Here is a 15,162-nt window from a genome sequence, read left to right on the forward strand (position 1 = left end):
ATCGTCGTGCATGCGCCGTCGGGCCGCACGGCCTGCGGTAACATGCAGTCGGCTTCGGCGCCAGGCCGAGCCCGTGGCTCCGGTGCGCCGAATCGGCGCGGCCGGTGCGCGAACGGCCGCAGTTCGCGGAACCGATCATGCTGCAACGCCCGCTCGGCGAGGAACGCCGCACCAGTATCGCCGGGCGTGACAGGGAGAAACCGATGAAGAAGACGATCGCGATGATGATGGCGCTGGTTGCGAGCGCAACGTTTGCGGGATGTGCGGACATGAACACGAAAATATCGAGCTCGGGCAGCACGCCGGCGAATGGCGGGCCGGCGGGCGCGCCGCAAGCCTGCAAGGCGGACGCGGGGCCCGACGATGCGCTGGTCGGCAGGACCGAGGCCGATGCGGCGGCGCAACTGGACGGCTGCCTGTGGCGCGTGCTCGAGCGCGACGGCAAGTCGCTGCCGGGCACGATGGATTACCGGCAGGAACGCCGCAATCTCGGCATTCGCGACGGGAAGGTGATCTGGGTGCGGCGCGGGTGACGGGCCATGCCGGGGCATCCCGTCCGGACACAAGACGATCGACGTCGCGTTATCTGCGGGTGTATTTCAGGAGGAACGGCGCGGCCGAACTGCAATGGGTGGACGACCTGAACGCGCCCGGGTTGCCGCCGACCGCGGAGCATTGATCGCCGCGCGACGCGGGCGATCGGCGGCGCGTTACTTCGAGATGTACCACAGCGCGTCCGCGCTGGCGCGCGAGGGCTGAGCCACGGCAGCAGGCGCTTGAGCCGGCACGGGCGGCGGCGTGTTCGACGTGATGGCTGTCGGCAGCGTGGCGGGAATGTTTGCCGTCGACGGCGAGGCCGTCGTTGCCGTTCCCGACGTCGACGGCGTATTCAGATACCACAGCGCATCGGCCGACGCCGTGCGTTTCGTCGTTGTAGCGGTTGCCGCGTTCGTGGCGGCGTTCGCCGCCGGATTGGCCGACTTCTTCGATGCCGCGACTGGTGCCGCGCCTGCCGTACCGGCCTGCGCGGTCATGCCGCCAGTTGCCGCGCCACGCTGCGCACGCGCCTCGAACGGCCCGAGCTGGAAGATTAACGTTTGCGCGGGACGCGTCAGGACGGCATACGGAAACTGCAGCTCCCACGACATCAGCACGCGCCCGCTCGACGTCTCGGTGAAGATCGCCGGCACATGCTTCATGTCGCTGAACTGCACGTAGATCCGCGCGCCGTCGTCGAACACCTGGGTCGGCTTGGCCTGGTCGGCACCGGTGACCGTCCAGCCGAAGTTGTACGTACCGGCCGGGCCGGCGGGGCCGCCCTGCGGCGGCGGCGGAGGCGGCGGCGGGAGCGACGCTGCCGTGCGCGGGCGCGTGACCGGCGGAGCCGACACGCTCAGGCTCGCGAACGGGTTGTACGCCTGTGCCTGTTGCGGCGGCGTAAAGGAGGGGGGCAGGATAGGCATGGGAGTATCCGGCGAATCCGGCATGGTCCGGATTGCATCATAGACCTTGCGCGCGTACGCGAGGCGCTTGTCGGGCGACGCGGAGTTGTACGCGCCGATCGCGTTCCAGTTGGCGCCGAGCTGGCGGATGTTCTGCGACAGGATCCACGCGCCGACATACGCGTTGGTGCACGCATCGAACAGGCTTTCCCGCGTGATGCCCTCGCGCGCGAGCGTCGGCAGCCACGTACTGTTGATCTGCATCAGCCCGATGTCGACCGTGCCGTTGGTATTCGTGTTGACGGCGCTCGGATTCATCCCCGATTCGACCTGCGCGATGCCGCGCATCAGGCTGACGCTCACATGCTGGAACGCGGCCGCGTCGTCGAGGCAGTCGGCCCGCGCGACACCGTGCAGCGCGCACGACATCGCAATCGTCGAGGCGATTTTCAGCGTTTCGCGGCTGATCGAACGGGTTGTATGACGCGGCATGGCAGGATGGGGCGGAATCCGGCCGCCCGGTGCAAGGAAATTACGCAGACGCGAAGTGTGCCATAGCAAGCAGGCAAATGGCTCGCGTCAAACTTTCCTTTGCATTTGCCCACGCGTTTGCCGCGCATTTTTATCGCATCGGATCACGCGGCGCGACGCTGTGCGATCGGTAAAAATGGCCGGTATTCCGGGGAAGCCAATACGATGGCGACAATCCGAACCTGACGCATGACGTCAGTCGCGCGGTGAAGCCGACAAAGGTTCGAGCAAAGAGGGAAATTGTCGGGCAGCGACCGGCGCGGGGAAAACCGGCGGAAAAAAGGAACGGCGGCCGAAACCGCCGTGTACGCCATGCGAATTCGGCCGGCCGCGCACCATGTGCCGCGCAGTCGGCCGACCCGCATCAGAAGCGGTGACGCAGGCCGAGGTTGACGATCGTCTGCGAGCTCGTGCCCGCATAGCCGTACGAACCGATCGATGCCTGCGCGGCCATCGAGCCGCCGTTGCCGTCGCCGGTCCGGCCGCTCGCGTGCTGATACGCGGCGCTCAGGTAGACGTCGGTGCGCTTCGACAGGTTGTAGTCGGCACCGGCCGAAACCTGGTGGTAGGTCGCCGACGTGTCGCCGCCCGAGCGCGTGTAGCTGTAGCCGACGCCGACGAGCAGCGCATTCGTCGCCTGGTAGTTCACGAAGCCTTGCCCCGTGTTGTAGTGCTCGTTCGAGCCGAACGCCGAGCTTGCGTCGCGGCGGTACTGCGCGTTGCTGTAGCCGAGGCCGAACGTGAACGGGCCCGCGACGTACTGGCCCGCGATGCGCGCGATGCCGATCGAATGGGCGCTCGCGTAGCCGTTGTTGACGGGGCCGTCGAACGTGCCGTCCGACGAGCTGGTCCAGCCGTTGCGCGGGCCGTTCGACGCAGGGCCGTTGGTCGCGTGGAAGTAGCCGCCCGCGACGCTGAACGGCCCGTTGTTGTACGACACGGCGGCCGAGTACGACTGCGCGGCGCCGGTGCTGCCGGCGATGCCGCCGAACGAGTACATCGTCGAGAACTGCAGGCCCGAATAGACGGCCGACGTGTACTTCACCGCGTTGTCGACGCGGAAGCTGTTGTCGTAGTTGTCGACGTCGCCCGGCGTCGCGAACACGCTGCCCAGATAGTTGTCGGCGGTGATGCCCTGCACGAGATCGACGAGCGGGTCGTACTGACGGCCGAACGTGAGCGTGCCGTAGCGGTCGCTCGTCAGGCCGACGAAGGCCTGACGGCCGAACAGGCGGCCGCCCTGGCCCTGCCGGCCGTTGCTCGGGTCGAAGCCGTTCTCGAGCTGGAACAGTGCCTTCAGCCCGCCGCCGAGATCCTCGGTGCCTTTCACGCCCCAGCGGCTGCCGGCCAGGTTGCCGGCGCTGCTGTTGCCGAGCATCCACGCGTTGTCCTTGCCCTGCGCGTGGTTCACATAGGTGAGCGACGTGTCGATCACGCCGTACAGCGTGACGCTCGACTGCGCATGCGCGACGGGTATCGCCGCGAATGACGCGACGGAAATCAGCGAGAAGGTCGTGCGTTTCATTTCATCTCCTTGCGCATTGGCTGGTGTTCGTGATCCGGAATGGCAGGAGACTACAGAGCCGGGATAAAACGGCAAAAATGAAATTCGCCGATGTGGCCTGACGCAGACAGAGACGTTCTTCGAAATAAGCCATTGAGAGATTAGAATTATTGATAATCGTGTATCAATTGGCTTTCCTTTCGTGATTTTTTTCATTGCGCTTTTCATATCCAGTGACAATTCCGGGTGATTTCCGGCGGAATTGCAGCGGGCGGAATATTGTTATCGATCCGTCAAATCATTATTTAACGAAGTGAATTGGCCGGGCTGTAACGAATGTGATATTCGCCCGTCGCGCGCGACCTGCGTCGTCGTCGCGGCGTCGCCATCGGTCGCTGCCTCCGGCTGCCGCGCACCGAAATCCGGCCGCAAGCTTACTTTTGTATATAATAATCATTCTCATTTACAAAATCGTTGACGCCTGCGCACCCCGGAACCCGGCCATGTCCGCTGACAAGCTGTCTCTCCATCGAGAAATCGACGCACTCTATGCCGGCCACCACGCGTGGCTGCGCGGCTGGCTGAGCCGGAAGCTCGGTTGCGCGCACCGCGCGGCCGACCTCGCGCACGACACGTTCATGCGCCTGCTCGCGCGCGACGAGCCGATCGGCGCCGACGAGCCGCGCGCCTTCCTGACGACGGTCGCGCAGCGCGTGCTGAGCAATCACTGGCGGCGCGAGCAGATCGAGCGCGCGTATCTCGACGTGCTCGCGCAGCGCCCCGAAGCGTACGCGCCGTCGCCGGAAGAGCGGGCCGTCGTGCTCGAGACGCTGCTTGAGATCGACCGGCTGCTCGACGGCCTGCCGCTCGCGGCGAAGCGGGCGTTCCTGCTCTCGCAGCTGGACGGGCTCACGCAGCTCGAGATCGCGCGCGAACTCGGCGTGTCGCTCGCGACGGTGAAGCGCCATCTCGTGAAGGCCGGCACGCAGTGCTTCTTCGCGATGGCGGCCTGACCGATGGCCACGCCAGGCGCACCGGCGGTGCCGCCGCATGTCGCGCGACGCGCAGTCGAATGGTGGGTCGACGGGCAATCCGGCCGCACCGACGATGCGTTCGCCGCCGCGCTCGCGCGCTGGCGCGCGGAGGATCCGTCGCACGACGCGGCATGGCGTCATATCGAAGCGGTGCAGGGCCGGTTCGGCCGGCTCGCGGCCGGGATCGACCCTCAGGCCGCGCATGCGGCGCTGCTGCCGCGGCGGGCGGGGCGCCGTCGCGCGGCCGTGAAGGCGCTCGCCGTGCTGCTGTTCGCGGGCGGCGCCGCGTGGATGGCCGAGCCCGCGCGGCGCGCGGCGATCTGGCCGGCCGACCTGCGCACGGCGGTCGGCGAGCGGCGCACGGTCACGCTCGCGGATCGCACGGTCGTCGTGCTCGATACCGATACGGCGCTCGACGTGCGTTTCGACGATGCCGCGCGCCATCTGCGCCTGCTGAGCGGCACGATCATGGTGACGAGCGGCCACGACGATCGCGTGCCCGTGCGGCCGCTCGTCGTCGCGACCGCGCAAGGCGAGCTGCGGCCGCTCGGCACGCGCTTCGCGGTGCGGCAGCGCGACGGCGCGACGCGCATCGAGGTATTCGCGGGCGCGGTGCGCGTGCAGCCGGACGATGCGTCGGCCGGCACGCGCGTGATCGCGGCCGGGGAGGGGGCGGATTTCACGCACGATGCGATCGGCGCACCGGCGCCGCTCGATGCGTATGCGTCGGCATGGACGGGCGGCATGCTCGTCGCGTCGCGCATGCGGCTGGCCGACCTCGTCGCCGAGCTCGACCGGTATCGCCGCGGCAACCTGCGCTGCGATGCAGCCGTGGCCGACCTGCGCGTGTCGGGCACCTTTCCGCTCGACGATCCCGCGCGCGTGCTCGACACGCTGAAGGCGACGCTGCCGATCGACGTCGCCTACCTGACGCGTTACTGGGCGACCGTCGTGCCGGCCCGTTCGTGAGCGCAACGAAAAAAATTTCGCCGACCTGAGCTGTTTCTCGATGTTCGCGTGACATGGGTAATGAATGCAGCACTGGCCCATCGTCCACCGACCCTCCGATCATGGTTTCCATCCGTCTCACGTATCGGCGCCGCCCGGCGCCCGCCCGTCACCTGCCGCGCGCATCGCGCCCGGCCGCACCGGGCCGTCTTGCATGCCGACTGGCCGGCGCCGTCCTGCTGTCGGCGTTGCTGCCGCTGCCCGCGCTGGCCGACCCCGACACCGATGCGGCGCCCGCCGCACAGCGGGCGTCGCGGCGCGCGTTCGACATTCAGGCCGGCCCGCTCGAAGCGGCGCTGAACCGGTTCGGGCGCGATGCGGGCATCCTGCTGGCCTTTCCGGCCGAGCTGACGGCCGGCCTGACGAGCGGCGGCGTGCACGGCCGGTTCGACGTCGACGGTGCGTTCGACCGCCTGCTGGCCGGCACGGGCCTCGTCGCGCTGCGCCAGCCGGGCGGCGGCTACACGCTGATGCGCGCCGACGGTTCGGCCGGCCGCCCCGTGGCGGCGGGCGCCGCACCGGCTGCCGAGTTGCCGGCGATCAACGTGCGCGCCAGCGCGTTGCGCGCCGAAAGCTATCGCGCGCCGAAGGAAGCGGGCGTGCTGCGTTCCGACATTCCGCTGCTCGACAGCGCACAGGCCGTCAACATCGTGCCCGCACAGGTGCTGCGCGACCAGCGTCCGCGCAATCTCGACGACGCACTCGGCAACGTGAGCGGCATCACGCAGGGCAACACGCTCGCGGGCACGCAGGACACGATCATGAAACGCGGCTTCGGCGGCAACCGCGACGGCTCAATCATGCAGAACGGCATGCCGCTCGTGCAGGGCCGTGCGTTCAACGCGGCGGTCGACAGCGTCGAGGTGCTGAAGGGGCCGACGTCGCTGCTGTACGGGCTGATGGATCCGGGCGGCGTCGTCAACGTCGTCAGCAAGCAGCCGCAGCTCACGCGCTACAACGCGATCTCGCTCGGCGCATCGACGTTCGGTCACGGCAGGAACGGCGGCGGTGCGACGTTCGATTCGACCGGGCCGGTCGGCGATTCGCGGCTCGCGTACCGGCTGATCGTCGACCAGTCGAACGAGCAGTACTGGCGCAACTTCGGCGAGTACCGGCAGACCTTCGTCGCGCCGTCGCTCGCGTGGTACGGCCGCGATACGCAGGTCGCAGTGTCCTACCAGTACCGCAAGTTCCATTCGCCGTTCGATCGCGGCACCGCGCTCGACCCGCGCACCAATGCGCCGCTCGACATTCCCGCGCGGCGGCGCATCGACGAGCCGTTCAACAACATGGACGGCGAATCGCATCTCGCGCAACTGACCGTCGATCACCAGTTCAACGCGGACTGGAGCGCGCATGTCGGCTACAGCTACAACAGCGAGACCTACGACGCGAACCAGTTGCGCACGACGGGCGTCGATCCGGTGAAGGGCACGATGACGCGCAGCAACGATGCGACGCACGGTTCGCTCAGCACCGACAGCTACGGGATCGGCTATGTGAACGGCAAGCTGACGCTCGCGGGGATGCGGCACGACGTGCAGGTCGGCTTCGATACCGAATACCGCCGCATCTATCGCAAGGACATGCTGCGCCAGGCGGTGAAGACGCCGTTCAGCTACATCAATCCGGTGTACGGGCTGCTGCCGCCGTCGAGCACGGTGTCCGCCAGCGACAGCGACCAGACCGATACGCTGCACGACGCGTCCGCGTTCTTCCAGGATACGGTCCACCTGACCGACAAGTGGATCGTGTCGGGCGGGATCCGCTACATCACGTACAACCAGGTGGCGGGGCGCGGCCGGCCGTTCAAGGCGAACACCGATCTCAGCGGCTCGAAGTGGCTGCCGCGCGCGGGCGTCGTCTACAAGTGGACCGAGTCGTTCTCGCTGTACGGCAGCTATTCGCAGTCGCTGAAGCCGTCGTCGTCGATCGCGCCGATGTCGGGCTACATGATCGACGGCGCAACGCCGCCCGAGGAAGCGACCGCGTGGGAAGTGGGCGGCAAGCTCGACCTGCCCGGCGGGATGACCGGCACGCTCGCGCTGTTCAACATCGACAAGAAGAACGTGCTCGTGTCGCAGTACAACGACGCGACGAAGCTGACCGACTGGCGCACGTCGGGCAAGGCACGCTCGCGCGGCGTCGAGCTCGACGTGTCGGGCCGGATCGGCGAGCGCGTGAACGTGATCGCGAGCTACGCGTACATCGACGCGAAGACGACCGAGGATCCGCTGTATGCGGGCAACCAGCTGTGGAACGTCGCGCGTCACACCGCGTCGCTCGCGGCCGTCTACGACTTCGGCACGGTGGCGGGCGGCGACGACCTGCGCATCGGCGCGGCCGCACGCTACGTCGGCGCACGGCCCGGCGATTCCGCGAACAGCTTCACGCTGCCGTCGTACGTGCTCGCCGACGCGTTCGCGACCTACGACACGCGGATCGGCAAGCAGAAGCTGTCGTTCCAGCTCAACGTGAAGAACCTGTTCAACCGCACGTACTACCCGTCGAGCGCGAACCGTTACTTCGTCGCGATCGGCGATGCGCGACAGGTGTCGCTGCTGACCACGCTGCAGTTCTGACCATGCAATCGCCGCGCGGCCGCAACGCCGGCGCGCGGCTTCGGAGCAAACCCGGATGAACCTGAAGATGAAGACCGGCGCCGTGCGCGCCGTTGCCGCCGGCGCACGGCGCCGCACATTGCGCGCGATCGCGGGCTCGGTGCTCGCGTTGTCCGCAGGTCTCGGCGCCGGGGTGTCGGCCCCTGCGTGCGCAGCGGAGGCGACGCCCGCCGTCACGCGCGTCGCGATGCTCGTGCAGTTGCGCGGCCCGAACCTGAAGGTCGACGAGCGCATCGGCCAGCATCTCGGCGAACGCGGTTACGCGGTGCGCCTGATCGACGAGTCGGCCACGCCCGACGCGGCGCGCGACGCCGACCTGGTCGTGATCTCGTCGACGGTGTCGTCGAAGAACGTGCGGCCCGGCTGGCGCACGCTCGACAAGCCGCTCGTCACATGGGAAAACGACCTGCTCGACGATCTCGCGATGACGGGCAAGCGGCACGACGTCGACTTCGGGGAAACCGGCAAGGAACGCTACCTGTGGCTCGTCAATGCGCCGCATCCGGTCTCGGCCGGGCTGCCGGCCGGCGCGACGAACGTGTACGGCAAGCAGGCGCCGATGAGCTGGGGCAAGCCGGGGCTCGGCGCGATCACGATCGCGACCGTGTACGGCCAACCCGACAAGGCCGCGATCTTCGCGTACGAGAAGGGCGCGACGATGGACTACGAAGCGCTCGCGCCGGCGCGCCGGGTGATGTTCTTCCTCGACAACGACACGTTCACGAACCTGTCGCCGGCCGGCGTCGCGCTGTTCGATGCGGCGGTGGACTGGGCGGCCGGGCGGCGCTGAGCCGTCGCGCACCGATTACGCGGCCGGCGGCGGCGAGCGCCGCCGCGACGCTTCCTCGATCAACAGTGCGAGCCGTTGTGCGGGTTCCGACATCGTGCGCCGCGCGCGATGCACGAGCCCGATGTCGCGGTGGAACGTGTGATGCCCGAGGTCGATCGCGCGGACGCCGGCGGGCCAGCGGCGATACACGGCGGTCTGCGGCACGATCGCGACGCCCACGCCGTTCTCGACCAGCTTGACGATCGCATCGAGCTCGTCGAGTTCGCAGGTGTCGCGCACCGCGATGTGCATCTTCCGCAGAAAGCGATCGACCTGGCGGCCGCCGAACGACGCGCGGTCGTAGCGGACGAACGGCTCGTTCGCGAGCAGGTCGGCCCAGTCCTTGCCCTTCACGGCGCGCGGCACGATCAGCCGGAACGGTTCCTGCGCGAGCGTCGTCCAGTGCAGGTCGCTCTGCAACGAAAACGGCGGGCGGATGATCGCGGCCATGTCGATCTCGCCCGCATCGACCCGGTTCACCAGTTCGATCGACAGCCCCGGGATCACGCGCGTGCGGCAGGCGGGATGCAGGCGATGGAAATCCGCCAGCGCGGCCGGCAGCAGCGCGCTCTGCACCGACGCGATCGCGCCGATCGTCACGCGCACGGCGGCAGGCGAGCCGGGCGCCGTCGAGCTCAGGTTCTCGTAGAGGCCGATCAGCGCCTGCGCCTGGTCGAGCACGTGATGGCCCATCTCGTTGAGCCGCGCCGAGCGCCCTTGCCGGTCGAACAGCGCGAAGCCGAGTTCGGCTTCGAGCCGCTGCATCTGTGCGCTGACGGCGGCCTGCGTGAGCCCGATACGGTTGCCGGCGGCGGCGAAGGTGCCTTCCCGGGCGACGGCGACGAGGGTTTTCAGTTCGCGGATCATTCATCAATTCTGTTTGTGAATCGAGAAATTATATATTGATTTAATTTTTGATCGACCTTGTCTACCATGGTGCCGTCCTCGCGCCACGCGAGCGTTCCTTCACGAGGCAATCATGAGTCTTTCCCCGTTTCACCTGGCGATTCCGGTCTACGACCTGCCGGCCGCGCGCGATTTCTACGGTCGCGTGTTCGGGCTGGAAGAGGGGCGTTCGAGCGCGCAATGGGTCGACTTCGACTTCTACGGGCACCAGCTCGTGATTCACGCGCACCCGAAGACCGCGTCGCAGGAAGGCGCGCATACGAATGCGGTCGACGGCCACGACGTGCCGGTGCCGCATTTCGGGATCGTGCTCGACTGGCCGAGCTGGGAAGCGCTGGCCGAGCGGCTGCGTTCGTTCGGCGTGACCTTCGTGATCGAGCCGTATGTGCGGTTCCAGGGGCAGGTCGGCGAACAGGCGACGATGTTCCTGTTCGATCCGTGCGGCAATGCGCTCGAATTCAAGGCGTTCCGCGACATCGGCCAGCTGTTCGCGAAGTGACCGGCGGCGCCGTCAGCGCCGATTGAATTTGGGTGCGAGAATGCGGCCTCCGGCATGGGCGTGCGCAGGCGCGCCGGCCGACGCCGCGCCGCACGGCATTCGCCCGTGCGCGCCGTTCTCCAAGGAACCCGCATGGACAGTCACATCGCTCCGGTGGAGCTGAAGAAAGCCTACCGTCTCCTCAACCACGGCCCGACCGTGCTCGTGTCGGCCCGTCACGACGGCGTCGACAACGTGATGGCGGCCGCGTGGGCGTGCGCGCTGGACTTCCTGCCGCCGAAGCTGACAGTCGTGCTCGACAAGTCCGCGAAGACGCGCGAGCTCGTCGAGCGCAGCGGCACGTTCGTGATCCAGGTGCCGACGGCGGCGCAACTGCAGCTCACGCATGCGGTCGGCAGCCACAGCCTCGCGGAGCGGCCCGACAAGCTGCGCGAAGCGGGTGTCACGCTGTTCGACGTCGAAGGGCACGACCTGCCGTTCGTCGCCGGCTGCTCGGGCTGGCTCGCGTGCAAGCTGATTCCCGAGCCGCACAACCAGCAGACCTATGACCTGTTCATCGGCGAAGTGGTTGGTGCATGGTCCGACACGCGCGTGTTCCGCGACGGACACTGGTATTTCGAATCGGCCGATCCCGCGCTGCGCAGCCTGCACTACATCGCGGGCGGCAATTTCTATGCGATCGGCGAATCGCTGCACGTCGATCCGGACGCGCAGTAAGCGCCGGACGACCTTTCCTGCACGATTCAGGCGCGCTTCACGCGCGCCTTTTCAATTCCGCGAGCATCGTTTCGGCGAACGCTTGCGCGACGCGCGGCAGCGTGCGACCGCGTTTCGTGACGAGCGCGATCGGCCGCACGAACGCGGGATCGTCGATCGGCTTCGCGACCAGCTCGGGCTCGGCGCGCACCTCGCGCGCGGTCGCGGGCAGGATCGTCACGCCTAGGCCGCCGCGCACCATTGCGACAGCCGTCATCATGTAGGTCGGCTCGCACGCGATGTCGGCCGTGCAGCCGGCCGCTTCCAGCGCGGCATCGACGACGCTGCGCACGCTGGTGCCTTGCGCGGTGAGCACGAGCGGCACGCCGGCGACGTCGGCGGTGGTGACGCGACGCTTGCGCGCGAGCGGATGATCTTTCGGGCACACGGCGACGAGCCGGTCGGCGCCCGCATACAGCACCTCCAGCGACGCATCGAACGTGTCGCCGCCGGTCAGCCCGAGATCGGCCTCCTCGTTGCGCACCAGTGCGGTGACGAGGCTCGCGACGCCGTCGCGGATTTCGAAGCCCGCGCGCGGCACGTCACGCCGGAACGACTGGATCAGCTCCGGCAGCACGCTGGACGCGAAGGTCGGCAGGCACGCGAGCCGTACCGTGCCGCTCGCGCCTTCGCCGAGTGCGCGCGCATCGCGCAGCACGCGCTCCATGTCGTCGAGCGAGCGCTGCAACAGCGGCAGCAGTTCGCGCCCGGTCTGCGTGAGCGCGACGCTGCGGCTGTTGCGGTCGAACAGGCGCGCGCCGACGATCTCCTCGAGCCGGCGGATCTGCACGGTCAGCGCCGGCTGTGACAGGTGCAGGCGTGCGGCCGCGCGCGTGAAGTTGCCGGCGTGCGCGACGGTGACGAACGCGCGAATGTCGCGAAGATTCAGATCCATAACGGTTCGTGATTGCTGCGATCAAATCATTTCAATTGTGCTATCGCTGCGCCGACCTTACGCTCGTCTCCAACAAAAGACAAGGTAGGAGACACGGATGCTGCCGTTACTCGGGCTTGGCACGATCGTCGTGCTGCTGGCCGCGATTCTGTCGAAGCGGATGTCGCCGCTCGTCGCGCTGATCATCGTGCCGATCGCCGCGTCGCTGATCGGCGGTTTCGGGCTGCACACCAGCAAGTTCGTCATCGACGGGCTGAAGGGCCTCGCGCCCGTCGTCGGCATGTTCGTGTTCGCGATCCTGTATTTCGGGACGATCACCGATGCCGGCACGCTCGATCCGATCATCGACCGGATCCTGCGTGCGGTCGGCACGCGGCCGACACGCATCGTGATGGGCACGACGCTGCTCGCACTGCTGATCCACCTCGACGGCTCGGGCGCCGTCTGCTTTCTCGTGACGATTCCGGCCGTGCTGCCGCTGTACGACCGGCTGAAGATGGACCGGCGCGTGCTCGCCGCCGCGGTGTCGATGGCCGCGGGCATCAACTTCCTGCCGTGGACGGGGCCGATGATCCGCGCATCGGCGTCGCTGCACCTGCCGGTGTCGGCGCTGTTCAATCCGCTGATCCCGGTGCAGGCGATCGGGCTCGTGTTCGTGTTCGGCGTCGCCTACTGGCTCGGGCGGCGCGAGGAGAAGCGGCTCGGCCTGTCGCGCGACGATGCGTCGATCCCGCTGCCGAAGCGCGAGCTGACACCCGACGAGCAGGCGCTGCGCCGGCCGCACCTGTTCTGGTTCAACCTCGCGCTGACGTTCGTCGTGCTCGGCACGATGGTTGTGATGGGCGAGAAGATTCCGCCCGCGATCATGTTCATGGTCGGGCTGTGCATCGCGCTGATGGTGAATTACCCGGACGTCGACATGCAGAGGAAGCGCATCGACGCGCATGCGCGCGCCGCGCTGATGATGGCCGGCATCCTGCTCGCGGCCGGCGTGTTCACGGGGATCATGCAGGGCAGCGGGATGCTGAAGGCGATGGCGCAGGCGGCGGTCGGCTTCGTGCCGCCGTCGATGGCCGGCCACATTCCCGTGGTGCTCGGCTTCGCGTCGATGCCGCTCAGCATGCTGTTCGACCCCGATTCGTTCTACTTCGGCGTGCTGCCCGTGATCGCGGAAGTGGCCGGCCAGCTGGGCGTGCCTGCCGTGCAGGTTGGACAGGCCGCGCTGCTCGGCCAGATGACGACCGGGTTCCCGGTCAGCCCGCTGACGCCCGCGACGTTCCTCGTCGTCGGCCTGTGCGGCATCGAGCTGGCCGAGCACCAGAAATTCACGTTTCCGCTGCTGTTCGGCGCGTCGATCGTGATGACGATCGCATGCGTCGTGCTGGGCATCTTTTGAACATTCCCGGTGGCACAATCCGCCGGACGACGGTACCGACATGACAGCAAAGCAACCTGAACGGCGCGTGCGCATCGGCGCGGGCGCCGGCTACTCGGGCGACCGGATCGAGCCCGCGGTCGAGCTGGCCGAACACGGGCAGCTCGACTATCTCGTCTTCGAATGCCTGGCCGAGCGCACGATCGCGATCGCGCAGCAGGCGCGCCGCAAGGATCCGGCGCTCGGCTACGATCCGCTGCTCGACGCGCGCATGCAGGCGGTGCTGCCGGTTGCGTCGGCGAAGCGCGTGCGCATCGTGTCGAACATGGGGGCGGCCAATCCGCGAGCAGCTGCGCGGCGTACCGCGCAGATCGCGCAATCGCTCGGCATCGCGGGGTTGAGGGTCGCGGCGGTCGAAGGCGACGACGTGCTCGACGTCGTATTGCGCGGGGCGTTCCGGTTCGAGGAATCGGGCGACGCAGTCGCCGCGTATCGCGACCGCATCGTGTCCGCGAATGCGTACCTCGGCGCCGCGCCGATCGTCGATGCGCTCGCGGCCGGCGCGGACGTCGTGCTGACCGGGCGCGTCGCCGACCCGTCGCTGTTCGCCGCGCCGCTGATCCACGCGTTCGGCTGGCGGATGGACGACTGGGACACGCTCGGGCAGGCGACCGTCGTCGGCCATCTGCTCGAATGCGCGGGGCAGGTGACAGGCGGCTATTTCGCCGACCCCGGCTACAAGGACGTGCCGAACCTCGCGCGGCTCGGGTTCCCGATCGGCGAAGTTGCGGCCGACGGCTCGGTCACGATCACGAAGGTGCCGCACGCAGGCGGCCGCGTGAGCGCGGCGACCTGCAAGGAACAGCTGCTCTACGAGATTCACGATCCGGCGCGCTATCTGCAGCCCGATGTCGTCGCCGATTTCACGCGGGTCGCCGTCGTGGAGGAGGCGACCGATCGCGTGCGCGTGACGGGCGGGCGCGGCACCGTGCGGCCCGATACGCTGAAGGTGTCGGTCGCTTACGTCGACGGCTGGATCGGCGAAGGCCAGATTTCGTACGGCGGCCCGGGCGCGCGCGAACGCGCCCGTCTCGCGCTCGACATCGTCCGCGAGCGGCTGGCGCTGACGGGCGTCGCGGCGACCGAGTTGCGCTTCGACCTGATCGGCGTCGATTCGCTGTACGGCGACGCGACGCCGGCCGTGTGCGGCGAGCCGGCCGAAGTGCGCGTGCGGGTGGCCGGCCGCACGGCGAACGCTGCCGAAGCCGCGCGGATCGGCAATGAAGTCGAGACGCTCTACACGAACGGGCCGGCCGGCGGCGGCGGCGCGTTCAAGTCGACGCGCGAGGTGATCGCGGTGCAGTCGGTACTGCTGCCGCGTGCGGCCGTGACGCCGTCGTTCTCATTCGTGGAGGCATGATGCAACTGCGTGAACTCGCGCATGCGCGCACCGGCGACAAGGGCAATACGCTGAACGTGTCGGTCATCTGCCGCGATCCGCGTCACTACGACCATCTGCGCGCGCATCTGGATGCGCAAGCGGTGAAGGCCTGGCTCGCGGGCATCGTGCGCGGCGACGTCGTGCGCTACGAACTGCCGGCGCTCGGGGCATTCAACTTCGTGCTGCGCGATGCGCTCGGCGGCGGCGTGACGCGCTCGCTCGCGCTCGATGCGCACGGGAAGTCGGTCAGTTCGGCGCTGCTGGCGTTCGAGGTGCCCGATCCGGTGTGACGGATGGCGCCGCCACCGGATGCGGGCAGAC

14 protein-coding genes are annotated in these 15,162 nt (G+C 68.1%); 10 read left to right on the forward strand and 4 right to left on the reverse strand.

Annotated features, from left to right (window positions below; genetic code table 11):
• Positions 1 to 203 precede the first annotated feature (203 nt).
• The gene (locus AC5LXK_RS07030) at positions 204 to 533 is read left to right on the forward strand and encodes a hypothetical protein (protein WP_493391195.1); all 330 of its coding nucleotides are present in this window, start codon (positions 204 to 206) and stop codon (positions 531 to 533) included.
• Positions 534 to 710: 177 nt separating this feature from the next.
• On the opposite strand, the gene AC5LXK_RS07035 is transcribed toward AC5LXK_RS07030, so the two are convergent.
• Positions 711 to 1,934: a transglycosylase SLT domain-containing protein gene (locus AC5LXK_RS07035; protein WP_493390923.1), complete on the reverse strand. Its 1,224-nt coding sequence runs from the start codon at positions 1,932 to 1,934 to the stop codon at positions 711 to 713.
• Between the two features lie 403 nt (positions 1,935 to 2,337).
• Entirely contained in the window at positions 2,338 to 3,498 is a 1,161-nt protein-coding gene (locus AC5LXK_RS07040; RefSeq protein ID WP_493390924.1) for a porin, read from the reverse strand.
• 482 nt (positions 3,499 to 3,980) lie between these two features.
• On the opposite strand from AC5LXK_RS07040, the gene AC5LXK_RS07045 reads away from it, so the two are divergent.
• From AC5LXK_RS07045 to AC5LXK_RS07060, 4 genes are read left to right on the forward strand one after another with little or no spacing between them, the layout of a single operon-like run.
• On the forward strand, positions 3,981 to 4,490 hold the full coding sequence (locus AC5LXK_RS07045) for a sigma-70 family RNA polymerase sigma factor (protein WP_493390925.1): 510 nt from the start codon (positions 3,981 to 3,983) through the stop codon (positions 4,488 to 4,490).
• 3 nt (positions 4,491 to 4,493) lie between these two features.
• Complete coding sequence (locus AC5LXK_RS07050) at positions 4,494 to 5,480, forward strand: FecR domain-containing protein (RefSeq protein ID WP_493390926.1); 987 nt, start codon at positions 4,494 to 4,496, stop codon at positions 5,478 to 5,480.
• Positions 5,481 to 5,533: 53 nt separating this feature from the next.
• The gene (locus AC5LXK_RS07055) at positions 5,534 to 8,101 is read left to right on the forward strand and encodes a TonB-dependent siderophore receptor (RefSeq protein ID WP_493390927.1); all 2,568 of its coding nucleotides are present in this window, start codon (positions 5,534 to 5,536) and stop codon (positions 8,099 to 8,101) included.
• A gap of 55 nt (positions 8,102 to 8,156) precedes the next feature.
• Positions 8,157 to 8,930, forward strand: a complete 774-nt coding sequence (locus tag AC5LXK_RS07060; RefSeq protein ID WP_493390928.1) for a hypothetical protein — start codon at positions 8,157 to 8,159, stop codon at positions 8,928 to 8,930.
• A 15-nt stretch (positions 8,931 to 8,945) separates the two neighbouring features.
• Here the strand turns inward: AC5LXK_RS07060 and AC5LXK_RS07065 are convergent, their stop codons facing one another.
• On the reverse strand, positions 8,946 to 9,836 hold the full coding sequence (locus AC5LXK_RS07065) for a LysR family transcriptional regulator (protein ID WP_493390929.1): 891 nt from the start codon (positions 9,834 to 9,836) through the stop codon (positions 8,946 to 8,948).
• Between the two features lie 112 nt (positions 9,837 to 9,948).
• Here AC5LXK_RS07065 and AC5LXK_RS07070 point away from each other — a divergent pair, with 112 nt between their 5' ends.
• A complete protein-coding gene (locus tag AC5LXK_RS07070; RefSeq protein WP_059234901.1) occupies positions 9,949 to 10,374 on the forward strand; it encodes a VOC family protein in 426 nt (141 codons plus the stop codon).
• 132 nt (positions 10,375 to 10,506) lie between these two features.
• Complete coding sequence (locus tag AC5LXK_RS07075; protein WP_493390930.1) at positions 10,507 to 11,091, forward strand: flavin reductase family protein; 585 nt, start codon at positions 10,507 to 10,509, stop codon at positions 11,089 to 11,091.
• 37 nt (positions 11,092 to 11,128) lie between these two features.
• On the opposite strand, the gene AC5LXK_RS07080 is transcribed toward AC5LXK_RS07075, so the two are convergent.
• Entirely contained in the window at positions 11,129 to 12,025 is an 897-nt protein-coding gene (locus AC5LXK_RS07080; protein WP_493390931.1) for a LysR family transcriptional regulator, read from the reverse strand.
• 97 nt (positions 12,026 to 12,122) lie between these two features.
• On the opposite strand from AC5LXK_RS07080, the gene AC5LXK_RS07085 reads away from it, so the two are divergent.
• Genes AC5LXK_RS07085 through AC5LXK_RS07095 form a run of 3 tightly spaced genes read left to right on the forward strand, consistent with a single transcriptional unit; the run spans position 12,123 to position 15,131 of the window.
• Positions 12,123 to 13,421: a CitMHS family transporter gene (locus AC5LXK_RS07085; RefSeq protein ID WP_493390932.1), complete on the forward strand. Its 1,299-nt coding sequence runs from the start codon at positions 12,123 to 12,125 to the stop codon at positions 13,419 to 13,421.
• Positions 13,422 to 13,461: 40 nt separating this feature from the next.
• Positions 13,462 to 14,820, forward strand: a complete 1,359-nt coding sequence (locus tag AC5LXK_RS07090; protein ID WP_493390933.1) for an acyclic terpene utilization AtuA family protein — start codon at positions 13,462 to 13,464, stop codon at positions 14,818 to 14,820.
• The gene (locus tag AC5LXK_RS07095) at positions 14,820 to 15,131 is read left to right on the forward strand and encodes an AtuA-related protein (RefSeq protein ID WP_493390934.1); all 312 of its coding nucleotides are present in this window, start codon (positions 14,820 to 14,822) and stop codon (positions 15,129 to 15,131) included. Before AC5LXK_RS07090 ends, AC5LXK_RS07095 begins: the two co-directional genes overlap by 1 nt.
• The last annotated feature ends 31 nt before the right edge of the window (positions 15,132 to 15,162 follow it).

Source organism: Burkholderia pulmonis, from assembly GCF_984667975.1.

Coding starts and splice junctions, on each gene's coding strand:
- AC5LXK_RS07080 (WP_493390931.1), bottom strand. CDS start 12,025: ATGGATCTGAATCTTCGCGACATTCGCGCGTTCGTCACCGTCGCGCAC.
- AC5LXK_RS07035 (WP_493390923.1), bottom strand. CDS start 1,934: ATGCCGCGTCATACAACCCGTTCGATCAGCCGCGAAACGCTGAAAATC.
- AC5LXK_RS07030 (WP_493391195.1), top strand. CDS start 204: ATGAAGAAGACGATCGCGATGATGATGGCGCTGGTTGCGAGCGCAACG.
- AC5LXK_RS07070 (WP_059234901.1), top strand. CDS start 9,949: ATGAGTCTTTCCCCGTTTCACCTGGCGATTCCGGTCTACGACCTGCCG.
- AC5LXK_RS07095 (WP_493390934.1), top strand. CDS start 14,820: ATGCAACTGCGTGAACTCGCGCATGCGCGCACCGGCGACAAGGGCAAT.
- AC5LXK_RS07045 (WP_493390925.1), top strand. CDS start 3,981: ATGTCCGCTGACAAGCTGTCTCTCCATCGAGAAATCGACGCACTCTAT.
- AC5LXK_RS07060 (WP_493390928.1), top strand. CDS start 8,157: ATGAACCTGAAGATGAAGACCGGCGCCGTGCGCGCCGTTGCCGCCGGC.
- AC5LXK_RS07075 (WP_493390930.1), top strand. CDS start 10,507: ATGGACAGTCACATCGCTCCGGTGGAGCTGAAGAAAGCCTACCGTCTC.
- AC5LXK_RS07065 (WP_493390929.1), bottom strand. CDS start 9,836: ATGATCCGCGAACTGAAAACCCTCGTCGCCGTCGCCCGGGAAGGCACC.
- AC5LXK_RS07090 (WP_493390933.1), top strand. CDS start 13,462: ATGACAGCAAAGCAACCTGAACGGCGCGTGCGCATCGGCGCGGGCGCC.
- AC5LXK_RS07050 (WP_493390926.1), top strand. CDS start 4,494: ATGGCCACGCCAGGCGCACCGGCGGTGCCGCCGCATGTCGCGCGACGC.
- AC5LXK_RS07040 (WP_493390924.1), bottom strand. CDS start 3,498: ATGAAACGCACGACCTTCTCGCTGATTTCCGTCGCGTCATTCGCGGCG.
- AC5LXK_RS07055 (WP_493390927.1), top strand. CDS start 5,534: ATGGGTAATGAATGCAGCACTGGCCCATCGTCCACCGACCCTCCGATC.
- AC5LXK_RS07085 (WP_493390932.1), top strand. CDS start 12,123: ATGCTGCCGTTACTCGGGCTTGGCACGATCGTCGTGCTGCTGGCCGCG.